This is a genomic window from Eikenella exigua (assembly GCF_008805035.1).
GTDB classification, from domain to species: domain Bacteria; phylum Pseudomonadota; class Gammaproteobacteria; order Burkholderiales; family Neisseriaceae; genus Eikenella; species Eikenella exigua.
On the sequence record NZ_CP038018.1, the window covers coordinates 1,671,614 to 1,692,946 of the forward strand.

The 21,333-nt window shown below is 54.3% G+C and carries 19 protein-coding genes; 10 read left to right on the plus strand and 9 right to left on the minus strand.

Features of this window, described 5'->3' with window-relative positions; translation table 11 throughout:
• Positions 1 to 179: 179 nt before the first annotated feature.
• From lpdA to yjgA, 5 genes are all read right to left on the minus strand, one after another.
• Positions 180 to 1,610 carry a dihydrolipoyl dehydrogenase gene (gene lpdA / locus EZJ17_RS08605; RefSeq protein WP_067440238.1) on the minus strand — a complete coding sequence of 477 codons (1,431 nt, stop codon included), beginning with the start codon at positions 1,608 to 1,610 and terminating at the stop codon, positions 180 to 182.
• 105 nt (positions 1,611 to 1,715) lie between these two features.
• On the minus strand, positions 1,716 to 2,585 hold the full coding sequence (locus tag EZJ17_RS08610; RefSeq protein ID WP_067440235.1) for a hypothetical protein: 870 nt from the start codon (positions 2,583 to 2,585) through the stop codon (positions 1,716 to 1,718).
• Between the two features lie 159 nt (positions 2,586 to 2,744).
• Positions 2,745 to 3,506 carry a toxin-antitoxin system YwqK family antitoxin gene (locus tag EZJ17_RS08615; RefSeq protein WP_067440232.1) on the minus strand — a complete coding sequence of 254 codons (762 nt, stop codon included), beginning with the start codon at positions 3,504 to 3,506 and terminating at the stop codon, positions 2,745 to 2,747.
• 183 nt (positions 3,507 to 3,689) lie between these two features.
• Positions 3,690 to 5,144: an AmpG family muropeptide MFS transporter gene (locus EZJ17_RS08620; protein ID WP_151086580.1), complete on the minus strand. Its 1,455-nt coding sequence runs from the start codon at positions 5,142 to 5,144 to the stop codon at positions 3,690 to 3,692.
• Between the two features lie 328 nt (positions 5,145 to 5,472).
• Positions 5,473 to 6,030, minus strand: coding sequence for a ribosome biogenesis factor YjgA (gene yjgA, locus EZJ17_RS08625; protein WP_167508180.1), 558 nt, complete (start codon positions 6,028 to 6,030; stop codon positions 5,473 to 5,475).
• Positions 6,031 to 6,235: 205 nt separating this feature from the next.
• Between yjgA and EZJ17_RS08630 the strand changes: the two genes are divergently transcribed.
• The 4 genes from EZJ17_RS08630 to EZJ17_RS08645 all read left to right on the plus strand — a co-directional run bounded on the left by EZJ17_RS08630 (position 6,236) and on the right by EZJ17_RS08645 (position 11,404).
• Positions 6,236 to 7,213 (plus strand): virulence RhuM family protein, encoded by a 978-nt coding sequence (locus tag EZJ17_RS08630; protein WP_067440226.1) that lies wholly within the window; start codon positions 6,236 to 6,238, stop codon positions 7,211 to 7,213.
• Positions 7,214 to 7,262: 49 nt separating this feature from the next.
• Positions 7,263 to 7,925, plus strand: a complete 663-nt coding sequence (locus tag EZJ17_RS08635; protein WP_205748059.1) for an abortive infection family protein — start codon at positions 7,263 to 7,265, stop codon at positions 7,923 to 7,925.
• A gap of 185 nt (positions 7,926 to 8,110) precedes the next feature.
• Complete coding sequence (locus EZJ17_RS08640; protein WP_067444459.1) at positions 8,111 to 10,387, plus strand: Tex family protein; 2,277 nt, start codon at positions 8,111 to 8,113, stop codon at positions 10,385 to 10,387.
• A 222-nt stretch (positions 10,388 to 10,609) separates the two neighbouring features.
• Positions 10,610 to 11,404 (plus strand): 3'-5' exonuclease, encoded by a 795-nt coding sequence (locus EZJ17_RS08645; RefSeq protein ID WP_067440223.1) that lies wholly within the window; start codon positions 10,610 to 10,612, stop codon positions 11,402 to 11,404.
• 157 nt (positions 11,405 to 11,561) lie between these two features.
• On the opposite strand, the gene EZJ17_RS08650 is transcribed toward EZJ17_RS08645, so the two are convergent.
• Positions 11,562 to 11,774 (minus strand): hypothetical protein, encoded by a 213-nt coding sequence (locus EZJ17_RS08650; RefSeq protein ID WP_151086416.1) that lies wholly within the window; start codon positions 11,772 to 11,774, stop codon positions 11,562 to 11,564.
• Positions 11,775 to 12,063: 289 nt separating this feature from the next.
• On the opposite strand from EZJ17_RS08650, the gene galU reads away from it, so the two are divergent.
• Positions 12,064 to 12,948 (plus strand): UTP--glucose-1-phosphate uridylyltransferase GalU, encoded by an 885-nt coding sequence (gene galU / locus EZJ17_RS08655; RefSeq protein WP_067440216.1) that lies wholly within the window; start codon positions 12,064 to 12,066, stop codon positions 12,946 to 12,948.
• A 164-nt stretch (positions 12,949 to 13,112) separates the two neighbouring features.
• Positions 13,113 to 14,693 carry an inorganic phosphate transporter gene (locus EZJ17_RS08660; RefSeq protein WP_067440213.1) on the plus strand — a complete coding sequence of 527 codons (1,581 nt, stop codon included), beginning with the start codon at positions 13,113 to 13,115 and terminating at the stop codon, positions 14,691 to 14,693.
• 735 nt (positions 14,694 to 15,428) lie between these two features.
• Here EZJ17_RS08660 and secB read toward each other — a convergent pair.
• The 3 genes from secB to EZJ17_RS08680 form a co-directional block, all read right to left on the minus strand.
• The gene (secB, locus tag EZJ17_RS08670) at positions 15,429 to 15,890 is read right to left on the minus strand and encodes a protein-export chaperone SecB (protein ID WP_067440210.1); all 462 of its coding nucleotides are present in this window, start codon (positions 15,888 to 15,890) and stop codon (positions 15,429 to 15,431) included.
• 153 nt (positions 15,891 to 16,043) lie between these two features.
• A complete protein-coding gene (dacB, locus tag EZJ17_RS08675) occupies positions 16,044 to 17,471 on the minus strand; it encodes a D-alanyl-D-alanine carboxypeptidase/D-alanyl-D-alanine endopeptidase (protein WP_205748060.1) in 1,428 nt (475 codons plus the stop codon).
• Between the two features lie 182 nt (positions 17,472 to 17,653).
• A complete protein-coding gene (locus EZJ17_RS08680) occupies positions 17,654 to 18,343 on the minus strand; it encodes an OmpA family protein (protein ID WP_067440207.1) in 690 nt (229 codons plus the stop codon).
• A gap of 588 nt (positions 18,344 to 18,931) precedes the next feature.
• Between EZJ17_RS08680 and EZJ17_RS10845 the strand changes: the two genes are divergently transcribed.
• The 4 genes from EZJ17_RS10845 to EZJ17_RS08695 all read left to right on the plus strand — a co-directional run bounded on the left by EZJ17_RS10845 (position 18,932) and on the right by EZJ17_RS08695 (position 21,311).
• On the plus strand, positions 18,932 to 19,066 hold the full coding sequence (locus tag EZJ17_RS10845; protein WP_255361163.1) for a hypothetical protein: 135 nt from the start codon (positions 18,932 to 18,934) through the stop codon (positions 19,064 to 19,066).
• A gap of 312 nt (positions 19,067 to 19,378) precedes the next feature.
• Complete coding sequence (locus tag EZJ17_RS10680) at positions 19,379 to 19,633, plus strand: type 2 periplasmic-binding domain-containing protein (protein ID WP_231868036.1); 255 nt, start codon at positions 19,379 to 19,381, stop codon at positions 19,631 to 19,633.
• A 203-nt stretch (positions 19,634 to 19,836) separates the two neighbouring features.
• Entirely contained in the window at positions 19,837 to 20,607 is a 771-nt protein-coding gene (gene mtgA, locus EZJ17_RS08690) for a monofunctional biosynthetic peptidoglycan transglycosylase (protein ID WP_197478831.1), read from the plus strand.
• A 260-nt stretch (positions 20,608 to 20,867) separates the two neighbouring features.
• Positions 20,868 to 21,311 carry a universal stress protein gene (locus tag EZJ17_RS08695; protein WP_003823668.1) on the plus strand — a complete coding sequence of 148 codons (444 nt, stop codon included), beginning with the start codon at positions 20,868 to 20,870 and terminating at the stop codon, positions 21,309 to 21,311.
• Positions 21,312 to 21,333: the final 22 nt, after the last annotated feature.

Here is a 21,333-nt window from a genome sequence, read left to right on the forward strand (position 1 = left end):
CGTTAATTCCCACATCATCAAACCCGCCTCTCCGGCATTTCAGGTAGCCCTAACCAAGCCCGCTCCATAATCGGCAGGCACACAAAAGGCTACCTGAAATCTGCAAACCATTTCAGGTAGCCTTCATCACATCCTGCCTGCCCTGTGCGCCATTTCGCACAAGGCAGGCGGCAGCGGGATTAGCCGTGCAGGGCGCGCTTGTCGGCGGCCAGGGCGGCTTCGTGCACCACTTCCGACAGGGTCGGGTGGGCGTGGACGATGCGGGCGATGTCTTCGCTGCTGGCGCAGAATTCCATGCCCACCACGCCTTCGCTAATCAGCTCGCTCACCATCGGGCCGATCATGTGCACGCCCAAGATGCGGTCGGTTTTGGCATCGGCCAGGATTTTCACCGTGCCTTTGGCCTTGCCCAAGCCCAGGGCGCGACCGTTGGCGGCAAAGCCGGACGTGCCTTTTTTGTAGTCCACGCCTTCGGCTTTGAGCTGCTCTTCGGTTTTGCCCACCCAGGCGATTTCCGGGTCGGTGTAGATGACCCACGGGATGGTGTTGAAATCGAGGTGCGGTTTCTGCCCGGCGATGCGTTCGGCCACGGCCACGCCTTCGTCGCTGGCTTTGTGCGCCAGCATCGGGCCGCGCACCACGTCGCCGATGGCCCATACGTTGGGCAGGTTGGTGCGGCATTCGCCGTCCACCACGATAAAACCGCGCTCGTCTTTCTGCAGGCCGACCGCTTCGGCATTCAGGCCGTGGGTGTTGGGCACGCGGCCGATGGCCACGATGAGCTTATCGAACTCGGCAGTTTGCGCTTCGCCTTTGGCGTTGTTGTATTCCACCACCACTTTGCTGCCGCTGGTGATTTTGTTCAGTTTCACGCCCAGCTGGATGTTCAAGCCTTGCTCGCGGGTGAAGTATTTGAACGCTTCTTTGGCAATCTGCTGGTCGGCGGCGCCAAGGAACACGGAGGAGGCTTCCAAAATGGTAACTTCCGCGCCCACGCGTTTCCACACCGAGCCCATTTCCAAACCGATGACGCCTGCGCCGATAACGCCGAGCTTGGCCGGCACTTGGGTCAGATTCAACGCGCCTTCGTTATCCAACACGTTTACGTTGTCGATGTCCACCAAGGGCAGCGCGCGCGGGGTGGAGCCGGTGGCCACGATGATGTGCTTACCTTCAACCGTGGTTTTTGCGCCTTTATCGTCCACTTCCAGCTGCCAGAAATCGCCGTTTTTACCCACGAAGGAGGCCGTGCCGAACAGGCTGGTTACTTTATTTTTCTGAAACAGGAACTTAATCCCGCCCGTGAGCTTGGTGACGATGGCGTCTTTGCGCTCGATCATCTTGGCGGCGTCAAACTGCACATTGCCCACAGTGATGCCGTGTTCGGCAAAGTCATGCTGCGCAGCATGGAAATGCTCGGACGATTGCAACAGAGCTTTGGAAGGGATGCAGCCCACGTTCAGGCAGGTGCCGCCCAAAGCAGGGGCGTCGCCGGCCTTATTCACGCCGGCATCGATACAGGCGGTTTTGAAACCCAGCTGTGCGGCGCGGATGGCGGCAACATAACCGCCGGGGCCGGCACCGATTACCACTACGTCGAATTGAGACATATTGAAGCTCCTTTTGTGTGAAAAGCGGGGTGGAGAAAGAATCAGCCGCTTAGCATAGGAAAGCGTTGGCATCACTCTGCGTTAAGCGGCTGTAAGGTCATTGCGTTACTTAGGCTCGGAAGCAGACTGTCCGTCGCCTATCACAGTTTTGAGCTGCTCCATATATTCTTGCAGCTCAACCAAGGAAGATCGAATAGGTTCCCAATCTTCTTTGATGGCGTCCACGGAGGTGGGTTTGCCTTGTTTGTCCCAAGCGGAGAGAACGGGTTGCTCTGTCCCGTTGATGTTGACAATGGAGTGAAGCATGATGCCGCCGCCTGGATAATAGTGGTTTAAGATGAGACGTTGCTTGTCTGCAGCGGAACGCCCCCACACCATCGGTTTGCCATCGTTATAGAAGAACACCACTTCGTCATCCGACTCAGACCCACTATCACGAACTTGGAGAACCTGGCGGCCGTTGCGGTACATACCGTACCAGCCGTCAAGTTTGCCTTGGGTAAATTTGCCGGCGGCAAATACCGTGCCGTCCTCCTCTTTCCACACCACCAAGCTATCGTTCACATCGGTGGAGAAGTTTTTCGGATCGCCGTCTTTGGAGATGATGGCGGGCAGAATCTGCGGTTTACCGCTGTCTTGGTAGAAATCCTGCACCACTAGGCGGCCGTCGGGCATGGTGCCCAACACTTCACGGTAATAGCCGCCGACGCTGGGTTTATCGGTGGGTTTGGAATCTTTGTCGAAATAAATCACCTGCTTCTCAGCAGCAGGCTGATAACCTTCCACGGCTTTGGCAGCCGCCGCTTCAAGTTCTGTTGCATCGGCAGGCAAGGCCATAGCAGGCGCCTGCTGGCCTTCGGCAGTGTTGGAAGCAGCCGGCAGTGCAAATGCTGCGTTGTTTTGGCTATTATTTTGATTGGGATTACAGGCGGCCAGCAACAGGGCCGCAGCCACAGTGGCGAAGTGTTTATTCATAGATTTCCCTATTGGAATTGGTGAGTATCTGCGCGATTGGCAGATTGATGCAATTCTATAGCCAAACTCATTATTTTTCCATACAGGATGCTACCCACACCGCCATAGCAAAAGGCTACCTGAAAACCTTCAGGTAGCCTTTGATGGTTTATACCAGCTTTAGCGCAGGTGTTTGCTCATCAGATAATTCACGCGCTGGAGGCTCTCGCGCAGCTGAGTCTGCACCTCGTCTGCCGTAGCGCTGCTGCCGTCTTCTTTCCAGAATTCGGTTTTAACCGCATTCTCTTTGCCCACGCTCTGCATCAGCTTGTTGCCGTTGGTGTAGTAGTAGGTGCGCACCAAACCGTTGTCGGTGTGGTTATCAATTAGCTCGAACATCGGTTTGCCGTTTTCGTAGAAGCCTTTTATTTCGAAGGGTGTATCTTTAACATCCGGCTCACCCGCAATGCTCAACACCAGCTGGCCATTTTCAGCATACATGCCGGCACGTTGCGATTTGCCGTCATGGATTTCGGCAAAATTAGTGAGGCGGCCTTCGGGGGTGTACCACACCACCAAGCCTTCAATCACTTCGGAGCTGGAGTTTTTCAGCTCGCTGTCTTTGCTGATGATAACGGGGTTAATCTGCTTGGTGTGGCTGTCTTGGTAGAAATCCTGCACCACGGCTTTGCCGTCGGCTGTGCGGCCGAGCAGCACGCGGTAATAGCCGCCTTTCATCGGACGGTCGGCAGCGTCGCCGTCAGCATCGTAGTAGGCAATGATATTTTCTTGCGCTTCGCGTTGGCGCAGGGCGGCGGCAGCCTGCTCAGTGCGGGCGGAAAGCTGGTCGGCACGGGCGGGGAAGGCATCGCCGCTGCCGGTAGCGGCACAGGCACCGAGCAAGGCAGACAATACGGCGGCGGTGAGAATATTTTTCAGCATAATGGTTTGACTCCTAAAAATAACGCTGGGTGGCGTGCAGTCTACACCAAAAGGTGGACGGTGTGTTTACGGTGGAATATTGTGGTTTGTTTTATATAATTATTTTTAATCAGTTAAGATTAATTTCGTTGGAATTTCTGTTTTCAGGTAGCCTTTCATCCCTGCTTGAAGCTACCTGAAACCTCACCTCCGCAGCGGCAGCTTGCGTCCCACCAGCCACACCAGGCCGAGCACCGGCAGGCCCAAGAGTGCGGTGAAGAGGAAGAATCCATCGTAGCCAATTTGGTTCACGATACTGCCGGAGTAGCCGCCCAGCGTTTTGGGCAGGAGCGTCATCAGCGAGCTGAACAGGGCGTATTGAACGGCGGTAAATCGAATACTGGTGAGCGAGGAGAGGAAGGCCACAAACACGGCGCTGGCCAAACCGCCCGCCAGATTATCGAAGGCCACGGCCAAATAGAGGAAGGGCAGATTATGCCCCTGCCAAAACAGCAAGATAAACAGCAAATTGGTGGCCGAAGCCAGCACTGCGCCGAGCATCATCATTTTCATCACGGCAAACCGCTGCGCCAAGAGGCCGCCGAAGAAGCCGCCGGCAATCGACATCAGCACACCGAAGGTTTTCACTGCGCCGGCAATTTCATCTTTGCTGAAGCCCATATCGGCATAAAACACATTGGCAATCACCCCGGCCACAATATCCGAAATACGGTATAGCCCGATTAAGGCCAACAGCAGCGCGGCATGGCGACCGTAGCGCTGGAAAAAGTCGGCCAGCGGCAACACCCAGGTTTGCCGCACCACTTCGCCGCGCACCAGCCCCAGCAACACCAACAGCCGCCCCGTCAGCACCGCCGCCATCAGTGCTGCCGAAAGCCGCGCGCCCTCCCACAACAGGGAAAGCAGCGGCCCTTGGTTTTCAGGTAGCCACCCGCCAACCACTCGGAACACCAGCACAAAAGCCGCCACCGCGCACACAAACAAACCCACCAGCCGCGCATTGTCTCCCAGCGCCAAGCCGGCCGGCCGCTCGCGCTTGACAGCAGGCTCGGCCACCCACAGCGTGGTGAGCACACCGGCACCCATGGTGGCCGCCATCAGCCAATAAGTGTTGCGCCAGGCGGCATACAGATAATGCTCCTTTTCCGAGCCGAAGCCGCTGGCCAGCCACAACGCGCCCGCCCCGGCCACAATCATGCCCACGCGGTAACCCGCCGCATAAGTGGCCGACATCACCGACTGCATCGCCGCATCGCCCGGCGCGCTTTCGATGCGGTAGGCATCGATCACCACGTCCTGTGTGGCCGAAGAAAAGCCGAGCAACACCGCCGCTGCCGCCATCCACGGCAACACCGCCGCATTGGCCGGATTGAGCGCAGCCATCGCCAAAATCGCGGCGATAATCAGCCCCTGCGCCAGCAGCAGCCAGCCGCGCCGCTGCCCGAAACGGCGTGTGAGCCACGGCAGCGGCAACGCATCGATCAACGGCGCCCAGATAAATTTGAAGGAATAGCCCAATGCCGCCCAGCTGAACATGGTAACCGTGGCGCGGTCGACGCCTGCTTCGGTGAGCCACAGCGAGAGGCTGGAGAAAATCAGCAAAATCGGAATCCCCGCCGCAAAACCGAGCAATAGCATGGCCACGGCACGGCGGTCGGTGTAGCCCGCCCACGCGCGCCGCTGCGGCGTTTGGCCGTCGGCATGGGAGGAATCGGCTGGGCGTTGGCTGGATGAATTCATGGTGCTGCTCCACTGCGGGGTAAAACTAGAAAACGCGGCATTATAGCGCGTTTGCTGAAACGGCAAGGTTAAGCCACAATCAAGATGAGCCCTCCCTCTGTTGCCCTATTTTGACTTTCATCCACTATAACCATCAAGCCTAACACCAGCCAGCGCAAACAAAATAAAAGCTACCTGAAAACCATTTTTCAGGTAGCCTTTGTCTTGCTGGCCAGGGCTAAACCGCTTATTCCTGCTCCCCGCTCTGTTCGTCTTCCTCCTCCGGCATATCTGCGGCGGGGTTATCCGCCTCCATCGCTTCTTTCAGGTAGCGGTAGAGCGCGCGGAAGTGTTTGGGCGGCTTGGCCTGTTCGCGCTCCTTGCGCGTGTTGCGGATCAACGTGCGCAACTGGCCGGCTTCGGCCGCGGGGTAATCGCGCAGAAAGGCAGTGAGCACATCATCGTTTTCCAACAGGGTTTCGCGCACCTGCTCCACACGCTGCAAGAAAGCGTTGTAGGCGGCATGACTGCCCTGCAGTTTATCGAGAAACTCGCGGATCGGCTCCGGATCGAGATCGCGCATCAGGCGGCCGATGTATTGCGTTTGCCGCTTGAGCGCGCCATTGCTATTGATTTTCTTATACATAGTAATGGCTTCCCGCAATTCCTCGGGCAATTCGATTTTCTTCAAGGTATCACCGGAAAGGCGGGCAAGCTGCATGCCCAAATCCTGCAAATCGTGCATTTCTTTTTTGCGGCGGGTTTTGCTCACCCATTCCTGCCGGTCTTCTGGCTGCTGTTGCATAGCGGTTTCCATAGAAAAAGTTGGCGGCATTTTAGCAAAGTTTGCGCACGGCGGCTTTCAGGTAGCCTGAGTTTAGGTAGGAGGGCTACCTGAAAACTAAAGTTACCATAAGGATACTGACTTTCTGCAAGGCTAAAACTGATTGGTGGATATGGCATAATCCGATTTTCAGGTAGCCTGCCCGCCCTGTAAACAAGGAAAACCCATGTCCGAAATCCTGATTTACCAAACCGAAGACGGCCGCACCCGCGTAAACCTGCTGGTGCAGGAACACACCGTTTGGCTCAATCAAAGCCAACTTGCCGAACTTTTTGGCACCTCCGTACCAAACATTGCAACGCATATCAAAAATATATTTGAAGACAAAGAATTGGATGCGGATTCAGTTATTAAGAATTTCTTAATAACTGCTGCAGACGGCAAGCAATACCAAGTCAAACATTACGCTTTGGAAATGATTCTGTCCGTCGGCTTCCGTGTACGCAGCAAACGCGGCGTGCAGTTCCGCCGTTGGGCTAACGAGGTTTTGACGGGCTATTTGGAAAAAGGCTTCATGCTGGACGACAAACGCCTGAAAAATCCCAACGGACGCGTGGATTACTTTGACGAACTGCTGGAAAGAATCCGCGACATCCGCGCCAGCGAAATGCGGTTTTATCAAAAAGTGCGCGAACTGTTCAAACTCTCTACCGACTACGACTCCACCGACAAAGCCACGCAGATGTTTTTCGCCCAAGCGCAAAACAAACTGATTTACGCCGTAACTCAGCAAACCGCCGCCGAACTCGTCTGCAACCGCGCCGACGGCAACGCCCCCAATATGGGGCTGACATCATGGAGCGGCGAACGCGTGCGCAAAGCCGACATCGTCATCGCCAAAAACTACCTGACCGCCAACGAAATCGACACACTCAACCGCCTGACCGTCATCTTCCTGGAAAGTGCGGAACTGCGCGCCAAAAACCGGCAAGACCTGACGCTTTCGTTTTGGCAAAGCCGCATAGACAGTATCATCGCCGACAACGGCTTCGCCGTATTGGAAGGCAAAGGCACGCGCAGCCACAAACAAATGGAAGCGTTTGCCGGCGAACAATACGGACTGTTCAGGCAAAACCGTTTGGCGCACATGGCGCGGCAGGCGGAAGCGGAAGATATTGCCGAATTAGAAGTATTGAAACGGTAGTTTCAGGTAGCCTGAAATAGATAAATTAAATGAACAGATAGGTATAAAAATGCAAGATTTATTAATTCAAGCACAAAGTCTACAAAATTTATTAATTTCCCGTGCCACCGGCGGAATTATATCCGCCAACGAAAGAGAATCTAATGCACAATATTTACAGCTAAGGCAATTATTTATCTCAAACAAAAAGTTTGAAAAATACATCCCAAGTTTTTTACTTACATGTAGGGATTTACATCAATTTTGGAATGAAGTAAAAGCACCGCGATTTGAGAAATATGCAGAGCGCAGAGAATTTATTTATAAAGCATTTGAACCATTATTGAATTTTATAGAATTTAATTATGGCAAGACTTGTCCTTCTGACGAATTAATCAATCAAGGCATTAAAAAACTCGATGCTATACATATAGAAAATGCTTGGAAAAAGGCTCTCGAAAGACGGATTGATGACCCAGAAGGAGCAATTACATCTGCACGAACATTGATAGAAAGTGTATGCAAATATATCTTAGATGAAGCAAAAATCGCTTACGATGATAAACAGGATTTGCAGAAACTATATAAACAAACTGCCGAATATCTCAATCTCGCACCATCACAGCATACGGAGATTATCTTCAAACAAATATTAGGCGGCTGTACAGCTATCGTTGAAGGATTAGGCTCTTTACGAAACCGTTTGAGCGATGCGCACGGAAAGGGAAAATAGGTATTAATCCCAAGCCCCGTCATGCACAATTAGCCATTAATTTATCAGGAACACTAGCAGTTTATTTACTAGAAACTTAGAAATACAAACAAAATTCTCGAAAATAACTTTTCAGGCTACCTGAAAATTTATTTTCGTTCTAACCTACACCCCAAAAGCAGCCTGCACCCATCAAAAGGACCCTCATGAACATCACCCAAATCCTCTCCCAAGAACTCTCCGCCACCGCCGCGCAAATTACCGCCGCCGTCGAGCTTTTGGACAACGGCGCGACTGTGCCCTTTATCGCCCGCTACCGCAAGGAAGCCACGGGCGGGCTGGACGACACGCAGTTGCGCCAGCTTGCCGAGCGGCTGCAATACCTGCGCGAGTTGAAAGAGCACAAAGCCGTTGTTTTAAAAAGCATTGAAGAGCAAGGCAAGCTTTCAGACGACCTCAGGGCGCAAATCGAAGCCGCCGACAACAAAACCGCGCTGGAAGACCTGTATCTGCCCTACAAGCCCAAACGCCGCACCAAGGCGCAAATCGCGCGCGAACACGGTTTGCAGCCGCTGGCGGACGTATTGCTTGCCGAGCAGCCGCAGGATGTTGAAGCCGCCGCACAGGGCTACCTGAACGAAAATGTTCCCGACACCAAAGCCGCGCTGGACAGCGCGCGCGCGATTCTGATGGAACAATTTGCCGAAGACGCGGAACTCATCGGCACGCTGCGCGACAAGCTGTGGAACGAAGCCGAAATCCACGCGCAAGTCGTTGAAGGCAAAGAAACCGAAGGCGAAAAATTCAGCGATTATTTCGACCACCGCGAACCCGTCCGCACCATGCCCAGCCACCGCGCGCTGGCGGTTTTGCGCGGCCGCAACGAAGGCGTGTTGAACATCGCGCTCAAATACCAGCCCGACGACACGCCGATTACCCAGCAAAGCGAATACGAGCAAATCATCGCCCGCCGCTTCAAGGTTTCAGACGGCCACAAATGGCTGCTCGACACCGTGCGCCTGACTTGGCGCGCGAAAATCTTTTTGTCGTTGGAACTCGAAGCCTTAGGCCGTCTGAAAGAAGCCGCCGATACCGACGCGATTACCGTGTTCGCCCGCAATCTCAAAGACTTGTTGCTCGCCGCGCCCGCCGGACGGCTGACCACTTTGGGTCTCGACCCAGGCTACCGCAACGGCGTGAAATGCGCCGTGGTGGACGACACGGGCAAGCTGCTGGATACCGTCATCGTCTATTTACATCAAGAAAACAATATGTTGGCAACGTTGTCGCGCCTGATTAAACAACACGGCGTGAAGCTCATCGCCATCGGCAACGGCACTGCCAGCCGCGAAACCGACAAAATCGCGGGCGAACTGGTGCGCGGAATGCCCGAAAGCAGCCTGCACAAAATCGTCGTTTCCGAAGCCGGTGCGTCGATTTATTCCGCGTCCGAACTGGCGGCGCGCGAGTTCCCCGACTTGGACGTTTCCCTGCGCGGCGCGGTGTCCATCGCCCGCAGGCTGCAAGACCCGCTTGCCGAACTGGTCAAAATCGACCCCAAATCCATCGGCGTGGGGCAGTATCAGCACGACGTGAACCAAAGCCAGCTCGCCAAATCGCTGGACGCGGTGGTCGAAGACTGCGTGAACGCCGTCGGCGTGGACGTGAACACCGCCTCCGCCCCGCTCTTGGCGCGGATTTCCGGTTTGAATCAAACCCTTGCTCAAAACATCGTCGCCTACCGCGATGAAAACGGCGCATTCGACAGCCGCAAAAAATTGCTGAAAGTACCGCGTTTGGGTGAAAAAACCTTCGAGCAGGCGGCGGGCTTTTTGCGGATTAACGGCGGCAAAGAGCCGCTGGACGCCAGCGCCGTCCACCCCGAAGCCTATCCCGTTGTCGCCAAAATGCTGGCGCAACAAGGCATTACCGCCGCCGAACTCATCGGCAACCGCGAGCGCGTGAAGCAAATCAAAGCGTCCGACTTCACCGACGAACGCTTCGGCCTGCCGACCATTTTGGACATCCTGTCCGAGCTGGAAAAACCCGGCCGCGACCCGCGCGGCGAGTTTCAGACGGCCTCCTTCGCTGAAGGCATCCACGAAATCAGCGACTTGCAAGTCGGCATGATACTCGAAGGCGTGGTTTCCAACGTCGCCAACTTCGGCGCATTCGTGGACATCGGCGTCCACCAAGACGGCTTGGTACACATCTCCGCCCTGTCCAATAAGTTCGTCCAAGACCCGCGCGAAGTGGTGAAAGCCGGCGACGTGGTGAAGGTGAAAGTGCTGGAAGTCGATGCCGCACGCAAACGCATCGCGCTGACCATGCGCTTGGATGACGAAGCGGGCGCGGAGAAGCGCGGCAAAAGGCTACCTGAAACCGAAAAACGCGGCGCAAACAGCCGTTCCGGCCAGCCACAGCGCGAAAAGCAGCCTGCCAATTCGGCAATGGCGGATGCGTTTGCGAAGTTGAAGCGGTAAGGTAGGTATCAAAAAGAGCTGCAAAATGATTTGCGGCTCTTTTTTCACAGCTGATCAGGATATACAAATAAAAGGTTCCACTAAAAATTGAGGCCGTGCCTGCAATTTTATTGCAGTGATTTGGCCAAGCAGCCGCAGGCTACCTGAAACTCATCGACCAATCTTGGCGAAACCCCCGCTTCGTGCCACAATCCATGCTGTTCCCACCTCACGCCGCCCATCATGACTCCGATCCTCGCCTTCGATATCGAAACCGTTCCCGATACCAACGGCATCCGCCTGCTGCACGGCCTGCCCGCCGATACGCCCGATGCCGACGTGGTGGCTTGGGCGCAGCAGCAGCGCCGCGCCACGCACAACGGCAGCGATTTTATGCCCTATCATTTGCAGCAGGTGGTGGCCATTTCCTGCTGCATGCGCTGGGGTAGCGACAAAATCCATGTGGGCACCATCGGCGAAATCGGCGATAGCGAAGAAACCATCATCGCCAAATTTTTCGAGCTGATCGAAAACCACACCCCGCAGTTGGTGAGCTGGAACGGCGGCGGCTTCGACCTGCCCGTGCTGCACTACCGTGCCCTGATTCACGGCCTCTCCGCCGCCCGCTATTGGGACACCGGCGAGGGCGACTTCGGCGACAGCCGCGACTTCAAGTGGAACAACTACATCAACCGCTACCACAACCGCCATTGCGATCTAATGGATCTACTCGCCCTCTACCAGCCCCGCGCCAGCGTGCCTTTAGACGACATGGCCAAGCTGTGCGGCTTCCCCGGCAAGCTGGGTATGGACGGCAGCAAGGTGTGGCAGGCCTTCCACGAAGGCCGCCTGCGCGAAATCCGCGACTACTGCGAAACCGACGCCGCCAACACCTACCTGATGTTCCAACGCTTCCGCCTAATGAGCGGCGCCGCCGATGCCGACGAATACGAAATGGAAATCCGGCGGCTCAAAGGCTACCTGAAAACCCAAGAAGACAAAGTGCATTGGCAGGAGTTCCTGGCCGCATGGCGTTGAGACGCAAACCAAAAGGCTACCTGAAATTCAGGTAGCCTTTATCAGATGCTTCTGCAATACACCCCAATAGACCGGCCATTCATGCCAAGCAAAACCACCAGCCTCACCAATCCTTCACCTCCCCAACATGGATTTCCTCCTTGAACTCCTGCTCCGCCTAGTCTTCCTCCCCATAGAGGCGCTGTTTGAGTGGATACTGGAAAACACCTTCAGCCGATACCCAAAGCTCGCCTTCGGGCTTCTCTGCCTGTTTACGCCGTTGTGCCTTGCCCTCAGCTGGTGGCACTTCGGCACGCTGGTTTGGTATGCCTGGCTGCTTGCCCCGATAGCGTCCATGTTGCTGGCTCTGCCCATTATCTGCTTGTGGCATGCCGTCAGCTGTGTTCGGTTGCGGCACACTCCGCCCGTCGCCACCCCACCCCGAAAGCTGACAAACGTCGGAAACGCTGAGCCCAACCGATGCTGTGTCTGCTTAGAACAGCAGCAGATGGCTTTCAAGAGGCTACCTGAAAGCGTAAGCTGCAAACAGCTCAACCGCCGTGCAACGAAGTTTCAACGAAACTGCAATTTAAGCCTCACTTTCAGGTAGCCTTTAAAACATCCTATGTTCAGCCGCTGCTATAATGCGGCATCTTTCCAACCTATACCGAAGCAAAACCATGGAAAATCCCGTTCCAATCAAAAAAGCCGTCTTCCCCGTGGCCGGGATGGGCACGCGCTTTCTGCCCGCCACCAAGGCCAGCCCCAAAGAAATGCTGCCGATTGTAGATAAGCCGCTGATCCAATACGCAGTGGAAGAGGCAGTAGCCGCCGGCTGCACCGAATTGGTGTTCGTTACTGGCCGCAACAAACGCAGCATCGAAGACCATTTCGACAAGGCCTACGAGCTGGAAACCGAACTGGAACAGCGCCACAAAACTTCGCTGCTCTCACATGTGCGCGATATTTTGCCGCCCGATGTTACCTGCCTGTATATCCGCCAGGCCGAGGCCTTGGGCTTGGGGCATGCCGTGCTATGTGCCCGCGCGGCAGTGGGCAACGAGCCCTTTGCCGTGATTCTGGCCGACGACTTAATCGACGCGCCGCAGGGCGCGATTGCGCAGATGGCCGAGGTGTACCGCCAAACCGGCAACAGCGTGCTGGGTGTGGAAACCGTAGCGCCTTCGCAAACCGGCTCCTACGGCATCGTGGAAGTGTCGCCGTGGCAGCAATATCAGCGCATTCAAAGCATTGTGGAAAAACCCAAGCCAGAAGAAGCACCATCCAACCTAGCTGTGGTGGGGCGCTACATTCTCACGCCGCGCATTTTCTCCCTGCTGCAAACCGTAGGGCGCGGCGCGGGCGGCGAAATCCAGCTCACCGACGGCATCGCCAAGCTGCTGGAACACGAACCGGTGCTGGCGCACGCCTTTGCGGGCAAACGCTATGACTGCGGCAGCAAGCTGGGCTACCTGGAAGCCACGCTGGCCTACGGGCTGAAACACCCGGAAACGGCGGAAGCATTCCGTGCGCTATTGCAGGAATACAGCCAGGCAAAAGTGTAGTAATCAGCCCATTCTGTATATCAGGCTACCTGAGGCGATGCTTTCAGGTAGCCTGATTTTGCATGTAGCACAAATTGGTTTGGTATAATTGCGCCGTTTGTTCGGCTGCAGCACGAATTGCTGCGGCTGCCGTATTCAACATTTTGTTTGTAAAGATTTTCACCATGGCCGGTTCTTCTGCCTCGCTGCGTTTGAAAAGCGTCAATTTCCTCGGTATGGCCTTGTTGTTCAGCGTGTCCTGCTATTTCATCTATTGGGGGCTAGGCTATATACAACATAACCATTCCGCGCTGTTTATTCTCGCGGCACTGTTCGGCATCTTTATGGCGTTCAATATCGGCGGCAACGATGTGGCCAACTCCTTTGGCACTTCGGTGGGCGCAGGCACGCTGAGCATCCCGCAGGCGCTGGCCGTGGCGGCGGTGTTTGAAGTGAGCGGCGCGATACTGGTTGGCGGCGGCGTTACCGATACCATCCGCAACGGCATCGTGGATTTGGGCAGCATGCCACTGGAACCTGTGCAATTTGTCCATATTATGATGGCTGCACTGGCCGCCGCCTCGTTGTGGCTGCTGTTTGCCTCGCAAAAAGGCCTACCAGTATCCACCACGCATTCCATCATCGGCGGCATCGTGGGAGCAGCGATGGTTTTGGGCTTTTACAACAACGGTTTAGCTGGTTTGAATATGGTGCGCTGGGAAAAAATCGGCGAAATTGCCATTTCCTGGGTACTCTCGCCACTCTTGGGCGGGGTAACTTCCTATTTGGTGTTTAAAAACATCAAAACCTATATCCTGGGCTACAACGTGGCTTCCAGCCGCCATGTGCAGCGCCTGCGCAAGCAGAAATTGGCCTACAAAAAAGAACACAAAACACGCTTCGAGCAGATGAGCGAATTGCAGCAGATGGCCTACACCGCCACCATCGTGCGTGATGCCCAGCTTTACAACGAAGGCAACTACCAGCCCGAAGAGCTGGTGTCCGACTACTATCGCGGCCTGCACGAAATCGACTGCCGTAAAGATGAAATCAACGCCTTCCGCGCCCTGCGCCTGTGGGTGCCGCTGGCAGGCGCAGTGGGCGGCATGGTAATGGCCGCGATGCTGCTGTTTAAAGGCTTGAAACACCTCAACTTAGGCCTGAGCACGCTGGATACCCTGTTAATCGTCGGCATGGTGGGCGCGGTATTGTGGATGGGCACGTTTGCCTACGCCCGCACCTTAAAAACCGGCGCCAACCTCGACCGCGCCACCTTCATTATGTTCAGCTGGCTGCAAGTATTCACCGCCTGCTGCTTCGCCTTCAGTCACGGCTCAAACGACATCGCCAACGCCATCGGCCCGTTTGCCGCCATCATGGACGTACTGCGCAGCGGCACCATCGGCAGCAGCGGCGACATTCCGCCGATTACTATGCTCACCTTCGGCGTGTCGCTGGTGGTGGGGCTGTGGTTTATCGGGCGGGAAGTGATTGCCACCGTGGGCGAAAACCTGGCCAAAATGCACCCCTCTTCCGGCTTCGTGGCCGAGCTCTCTGCCGCCACCGTCGTTATGCTGGCCTCCGCACTGGGGCTGCCCGTATCCAGCACCCACATCCTCGTTGGCGCCGTGCTCGGCATTGGGCTGGTAAACCGCAATGCCAACTGGCGGCTGATGAAACCAATCGCCTTAGCTTGGGTAATTACTGTGCCGGCCGCCGGCCTGCTGGCATCGATTTGCTTTATTGTGCTAAATGCGGTTTTCTGATTAAAGGCTACCTGAAAAACAGCTTCTATAAGCTTCAGGTAACCTTTTAGTTGTGCTAGGCTACCTGAAAGCGTCAGCCTCAACGGAGTAGAAACATAGCGTAGCAGCGTTTCTGCGAAGCTAAAACTTAATTGGGAAACATCCGCAAGCCTGCCAGCTATCTTACCGACATCTCTCCGGGAAGAAGGGATAGCTATGCCTGCAGACGAATTTGCCAAAAATCTCTATCTGGGAAAGCTGAAATTTCTCAAATCTTGTTTTGAACAACAGCCGGCCTACCCCCCCCCAGCACAGTAAATACCAAAATAAAAACCCTGCTGCTTAACGATAGCCAAACCGAATAGCTTAAAGAAACAATCAACACCCTGCTGGATGATGTGTTCTACACCATATCGTTAGGATTGGATGGCGAATGTGCGATAGGAAACATTCAACAAACTTACAAAATTTATGACACACAAGACCGCCTCATTTCCGATTGCGGCAAACTGGAAATAAGTGCAGGCGATTATTTCAATGACCGTAAATACGAGAAAGAGATAAAACGAATCAGGGGAATAACAGAATAATCTTTAGGCATTCCCTTGAAGATTGGCTTTTGGGCTGCCGGAAGTTTTCAGGTAGCCTTCTAGATGATTAAAGAGGCTACCTGAAAAATAAACAGCCTCTTTGTGCAAAACGCAAAACAGGCTATGGCATTTCCTACCATAGCCTGCTTGCCTTATTGACCTCGAATTAAGCGTTACCGGCAGCCGGAGCGTTGGCAGCGGCTTGTTGCTGTTCGTACATGGCTTCGAAGTTGATCGGCATCAATACCACGGGCGGGAAGCCGGCGCGGGTGATGCAGGAAGACACAGCTTCGCGGGCGTAGGGATAGAGGATGTTCGGGCAGGCAATGCCGAGCAATACTTTCACATCTTGCTCCGGAATGTTTGCCAAACGGAAAATGCCGCTCTGTGCCACTTCGTTCAGGAACAATACTTTGCCATCAGGCAACTTGGCGGTGACGGTTACGGTAACGGTTACTTCGTGGTGTTCTTCTTCCAGTTTCTTAGAATCGGTGTGCACTTGGATTTCCACGTTCGGAGCATCCTGGCCGAGAAATACTTCCGGTGCGTGCGGCACTTCCAAAGACAAATCTTTTACATACAGTCTTTCTACATTGAAAATCGGTTGCTGTTGTTCTTGTTCGCTCATGGTTTACTCCTGAGAAGGGGGTGAAAAAGTCAAAATGGAGATATGGCGGATTGATCCGCTATAAACCACATTAGGCTACCTGAAAATGCTCTACTTTGCCAGCTTTTCCTTGTGAGATAAGGTATTCGGCAGCTTTCCCGTTGCATTTGCCGATTATTGAGCGGGTACGGTTTGAACGTTATCCAATCTATCGGCATCATGCACAATCCGGCGCACCATGGCATCCATATCGGGCAGGTAGCCGCCGGAACGGTGGTTGTTAATAATCACCACCACAGCCAGCCTGCGCCCATTGGGTGGCAACCAGTAGCCGGCCAACGCACGCACATCGCGCAGCGTACCTGTTTTCATACGCAGCGAGCGGCCTAGCTGACGGAAGCGGCCACGCAGGGTACCGTCGGTACCGGCAATCGGCAGGGTGTGAATGAAAGTATCACGGAAGGGGGAGCGGTAGGCCTGAAACAGCATGCTGCCGAGAAAACGGGCAGTAAGCCGCTCACGGCGGGAAAGGCCGGAGCCGTTTTCCAACACCAGCGCTTCGTCATCCAATCCGGCAGAAACCAGCTGCCGCCGCACAGCGGCCTCGGCATTCTGTACGCTGTGCGGTCCGTTTGCCTGGTGGCCAAGCGTGAGAAAAACGCTGCGTGCAATCAGATTGTTAGAATGTTTGTTCATATCGGTCAGCACTTCGCCTAACGGTTTGGAAAAGTGCGTGGCCAAGATGCGGCTGTTGCTAGGGGCAGCTCCCCGACCAAAACCATAGAGACCACCTAAGCCCTGGGCAAGCCAATAGCCGCGAAAACTTTCTTCGGCAAAGCGAGGGGCATCGAACAAATTGATGAACATTTTCTCGCCCATACATGCAGCAGGCAGGCGACCGCGGAATACCAACACGCCGTTTTCAAATTTGGCGGAAACATGATTGGAAAGTTTGCCGCAGCGGCCATCGGTTTCGGTAAGTTGGCTGAGGTCGGTTTGGATGCCGTAGAGTGGCGGATTGAGCAAGAAAACAGGCTGTCCGGCTTCATTGCGGGCGGCAGTAATCCAAAGGGCTTTGTAAGCAATCATGTGTGGATCAGGCGGCACAACAAAGCTTTCGCCTGCGTCATTTTCAAAACCTTCAGCACTAGCAAGGCCACCCCAAACACGCCGATCCAGCACCACTTTGCCATTTAACGACAAGATGCCCTGCCGCACTAGCTGCTGTTGCATATCCAAGAGATCGGGCTGGTCGAAGGCAGGGTTGCCACTGCCCACCCAGTATAAATCACCTTGTAGTGCACCATTAGCCACCGTACCACTGCTGCGCCATTGGGTTTGCCAGCGGTAATCAACGCCCAATGCGCGCAAGGCTGCAAAGGTGATAACCAGTTTCATGGTGGAGGCGGGATTCATGGAAACATCGGCCCGGTGCGCTAGCAACACTTCACCGCTGTCGAGGTCTTGCACATAAACGGCCGCCTCTTCCGGCGGGATACGTCCGAAATCGATGGCAAAGGCTACCTGAAAATAAAAGGATAAAGCAAATGCCAACAGCAGGCGGAAGTGGTGTGTGCAGAGGAGTAGAAGTTTTTCCAGCATAATATTATTTTTAATAAAATATTTTCCAGCAGACAAATTTTGCTCCATCCCACCTGCATTAGCAATGGGAAATTGTTGGCAAGCAGCTATTTCTGCATTCCCCTAGTTACAAGTAATGCATACAAAAAACCGGACTTTGTATAAAGTCCGGTTTTTTGTATTAAATGCTAATTGGATAACGATTACTGAGCAGGTTGCTCAACCAAAGTACGGATGCGAACGTCTACACGACGATCCGGCTCGATACATGCAATCAGAGCACTGCGTTTGCGGGCAGCAGAAACACGACGACCCAAGTTGCGAACTTCTTGCTGACACTGCTCAGTCATCTTAGCTTGAGATTCACCCAAACCAACAGCAGAGATTTTCTCAGCCGGTACGCCACGGCCAACTAGGTACTCGCTAACAGTGTTAGCACGACGCTCAGACAGGCGTTGGTTGTAGGCATCGCTACCCATGAAGTCGGTGTTACCCTCAACACGTACAGATTGTACGTTGCTGCCGGTCAAGCGCTGAGCCAGCTCATCCAAAGTAGTGCGAGCCTCGGGACGCAGGTTGAATTTGTCAAAACCAAACAGGAAGTTGGATGACAAGGACACCAGCTCTTCACGTACTTGCGGTTCGGTAGGAGGAGCTTCTGGCTGACGGTCGCCACACTCTACTAGACCCAAGCGATCCACTTCAGCATTCAAGAAGCTGTTTTCCCAGCATTCGTGAGCACCTTTGGGCTCATAGTTGGAGCGAACTACTTCGCGAGACTGCTCGCTGATAGTGTAGCCATATTTTTCATTATTGAAGCTGCTGTCCGCCATGGCGGCACCGGAAGCAACCAAGGCCAAGAACAAAGCGCCTAATTTAAGCTGTTTGGTCATGTTATTCCCTCATCAAAAAGTTTGTTATGCGTAGACCTGGGAAGCTTTACAGCATACCGGTCTTCACAAAAATCACCATATACGGACCGCCCAGATACTGCGGTAATCCAAATATATTCGGGGTATCACTATAAAAAACCGTGCCCGAACTGTCAATAAGGAATTGGCTACCCGCCACACGGGCGCCTCCGTTTCCTACGTACCCAATCATGCCCAAAATTACCCTTACTGTCAGCAGTATAATGGCAAAAGAAAGGGTTATTTCTCTGTAAGTTGTTAAAAAACAACAAATCCCATCGCAAATTACCAGCACACGGCAAAATAATGCTGGCAGGTCATGCTACCATCCAATCTTTATCGGTTTCAGGCGAAACCGGTGATTTCTGTGGCACTTCGTCGACCGGCTTGTCGCATAAATCCGACAAACACCACTTGGATACATCATGAAACTGCGACAACCGCGCTATTTTCTAGAGATTACCGCTGCAATCTGAATATTCCGGAGGTGGTAGAAATTTTTTCACTTCCCAGCCGGTCATTTCCAAACAAATAAAACTTTTAGAAGACGAGCTGGGCAAGCAGCTGTTTGTGCAGCACGGCAAGCGCATTGTGGCAGTTACGCTGCTGAGGCAGGCCGTACTAGGGATTGCCGAGCGCATCTTCCTCAAGGTGCAGAGCATCCGCAGCATCGGCACTGAACTTGCCGAGCAGGATAGTGGCTAAATGATTGCCTACGCCTTAGGCACGGCATGTGTTGCCACCGTTAGTGGCCGATAGCTTAGCCGATTTCACCATCAATTCGGAGGGGATGCGCGTCATTCCAAGTTGCGTCACATCAGTACGGGCTTGGAACCGCTGCGTATTGGTACCGCAGGGGCACGCGCTAACGGGCAAAGTTGCATCAACCTAGTAAATTTGTCGTCCGCACCGCTCATCGGTTACACCGATGCCGAACAGGATGCGGCATTGTAGCAAGCCTTCACTGACAGCAGGTTGGCTTTGCCACAGGTGGCACTTTCCAGCATGAATGAGGGCATGATTAAAACTTATGTGCGCACCGGTTGGGAGCTTCTAGCCGATACCGCCTACGATCCGCAGCGCGATGCCGATTTGGTTTGCCTGCCGGCCGACCATCTGTTTAAGCCGTCGTTTACTTATATTGTGGTGCGGCAGGATGCCTACCTACGCAATTATGCCTACGACTTTATGCAGCTCTACCTGCCCAGCCTCACCCGCGACCGCATTGAGCAGGCGCTATACGAGCCCATCCGCGAAGACTTCTCGATTTGATGGTTGGCTGTTTCACTTCAGCCTTGCACAAGTCAGGTCGAAGCCAATGCTTTCAGGTAGCCTGTTACCCATACTCCAGGCTACCTGAAACGATGTCTTGGCAAAGCTAAGGCTGAGTTTCTGCAAAGCCCAAACGCAAGCTTCACCAAAATTAAAACCGGATTCCTTTATAATCGCCCCGTCTTATCATTATCGATTTGCCGATGGATACCCCGTCTCCCGAACTCGTTTCCAGCCCCACCCCCCAGCCCGTACCCGCCGCACCGCCCGCCAAAAAACGCCCCGGCCTGCTGCGCCGTTGGTTTAAGCGCCTAGTGTGGAGCATCATTCTCTTGCTGCTGGGCTTTCACCTGTTGGTTTTTCTGCTCTTAGCTTATTGGAAAGGCCAGCCCGTGCACACCAGCGCCTTTATGCTGCGCCACAACCTCTCCACCTTTTCCCGCGTGCAGCAAACCTGGGTGGACGACAGCCAAATTGCCCGCGTGGTGAAACAGGCGGCCATCGCCAGCGAAGACGCCCAGTTCAGCAACCACGACGGCTTCGACTGGAACGGCATCGAACACGCCATGCGCCGCAACCAGCGCAGCGGCACCATCCGCGCCGGCGGCTCTACCATCAGCCAACAGCTGGCCAAAAACCTGTTTCTGTTTGCCGAACGCTCTTATGTGCGCAAAGCCGAAGAAGCCGTGATTACCGTGATGATGGAAAGCATGTGGAACAAAGAGCGCATCCTCACCGTGTATCTGAACGTGGCCGAATTCGGCGAAGGCATTTATGGCATCGAAGCCGCCGCCCAGCATTATTACCACAAGCCGGCATCCCGCCTGCGCGCCGGTGAAGCTGCTTCCCTCATCGCCATGCTGCCCAACCCCAAATACTTCCAGCAACACCGCAACGACCGCCGCCTGCGCAATAAAACCCGCATCATCCTGCGCCGCATGGGCAGCGCCGATTTGCCGCCAGACGAAAAGTAGTTTGTGTCTATTATTAAAGGCTACCTGAAAAACCCATTCCGTTTTTCAGGTAGCCTTTAAGCTGTGTAGTACCGCTTGGTGAGATATGCTGCCGTACCAAACTGCCACAGTTTTCAGGTAGCCTGCCGCAGGAAATAGAGCAGTCGCTGTAAAGTGATGCAATTTGCTTTACAATCCTATCGCAGGTAAAGTGATTCGGTCTGCAAAGAATTGGCGGCGGCAATCCTGCCCGGCCGCCAGCAACTAAAAGGAGTGGCAAAATGTATCAACGGATTTTCGTTCCGATAGACGACAGCAAAACCTCTCTCTACGCCCTGGAACAGACCTGCCGGCTGGCCAAGGCAACCGATGCCGTGTTGGTGGCCGTGCACGTGGTGGATTTAACCGATCTCAAGCGCGAAGCCAGCCGCCTGCCTAATTCTGAAGAGCTGTATGCGGCCGAAATGCAGGTGGCCGACCATGCCGAAGCCGTGATGAAACAGGCCGGCGTGAAATATGAAGTCTCCACCTTGGAAAACGACGGCATGCGTATTTCCGACGTGCTGATTAAAGAGGCCGTGCGCCAAGAGTGCGACCTCATCGCCATGGGTACCCACGGCTTCTCCGGCCTGCTGCATCTGTTGATGGGCTCCGTGGCCGAAGGCGTGCTGCGCCAAGCCCCCATGCCCGTGCTGCTGTTCCGCCGTCCGGACAGTGAAGCCTAGCTTCAATATATTTTCAGGTAGC

Bases quoted from the DNA above. Each gene is read 5' to 3' on its own strand.
- EZJ17_RS08630 (WP_067440226.1), top strand. From the start codon at position 6,236: ATGTCCGAAATCCTGATTTACCAAACCGAAGACGGCCGCACCCGCGTA.
- EZJ17_RS08650 (WP_151086416.1), bottom strand. From the start codon at position 11,774: ATGCCACAAGCAGATAATGGGCAGAGCCAGCAACATGGACGCTATCGG.
- lpdA (WP_067440238.1), bottom strand. From the start codon at position 1,610: ATGTCTCAATTCGACGTAGTGGTAATCGGTGCCGGCCCCGGCGGTTAT.
- EZJ17_RS08660 (WP_067440213.1), top strand. From the start codon at position 13,113: ATGGCCGGTTCTTCTGCCTCGCTGCGTTTGAAAAGCGTCAATTTCCTC.
- mtgA (WP_197478831.1), top strand. From the start codon at position 19,837: ATGGATACCCCGTCTCCCGAACTCGTTTCCAGCCCCACCCCCCAGCCC.
- dacB (WP_205748060.1), bottom strand. From the start codon at position 17,471: ATGCTGGAAAAACTTCTACTCCTCTGCACACACCACTTCCGCCTGCTG.
- yjgA (WP_167508180.1), bottom strand. From the start codon at position 6,030: ATGCAACAGCAGCCAGAAGACCGGCAGGAATGGGTGAGCAAAACCCGC.
- galU (WP_067440216.1), top strand. From the start codon at position 12,064: ATGGAAAATCCCGTTCCAATCAAAAAAGCCGTCTTCCCCGTGGCCGGG.
- EZJ17_RS08695 (WP_003823668.1), top strand. From the start codon at position 20,868: ATGTATCAACGGATTTTCGTTCCGATAGACGACAGCAAAACCTCTCTC.
- EZJ17_RS08635 (WP_205748059.1), top strand. From the start codon at position 7,263: ATGCAAGATTTATTAATTCAAGCACAAAGTCTACAAAATTTATTAATT.
- EZJ17_RS08680 (WP_067440207.1), bottom strand. From the start codon at position 18,343: ATGACCAAACAGCTTAAATTAGGCGCTTTGTTCTTGGCCTTGGTTGCT.
- EZJ17_RS08610 (WP_067440235.1), bottom strand. From the start codon at position 2,585: ATGAATAAACACTTCGCCACTGTGGCTGCGGCCCTGTTGCTGGCCGCC.
- EZJ17_RS08620 (WP_151086580.1), bottom strand. From the start codon at position 5,144: ATGCTATTGCTCGGTTTTGCGGCGGGGATTCCGATTTTGCTGATTTTC.
- EZJ17_RS08645 (WP_067440223.1), top strand. From the start codon at position 10,610: ATGACTCCGATCCTCGCCTTCGATATCGAAACCGTTCCCGATACCAAC.
- EZJ17_RS08640 (WP_067444459.1), top strand. From the start codon at position 8,111: ATGAACATCACCCAAATCCTCTCCCAAGAACTCTCCGCCACCGCCGCG.
- EZJ17_RS10680 (WP_231868036.1), top strand. From the start codon at position 19,379: ATGATTAAAACTTATGTGCGCACCGGTTGGGAGCTTCTAGCCGATACC.
- EZJ17_RS08615 (WP_067440232.1), bottom strand. From the start codon at position 3,506: ATGCTGAAAAATATTCTCACCGCCGCCGTATTGTCTGCCTTGCTCGGT.
- secB (WP_067440210.1), bottom strand. From the start codon at position 15,890: ATGAGCGAACAAGAACAACAGCAACCGATTTTCAATGTAGAAAGACTG.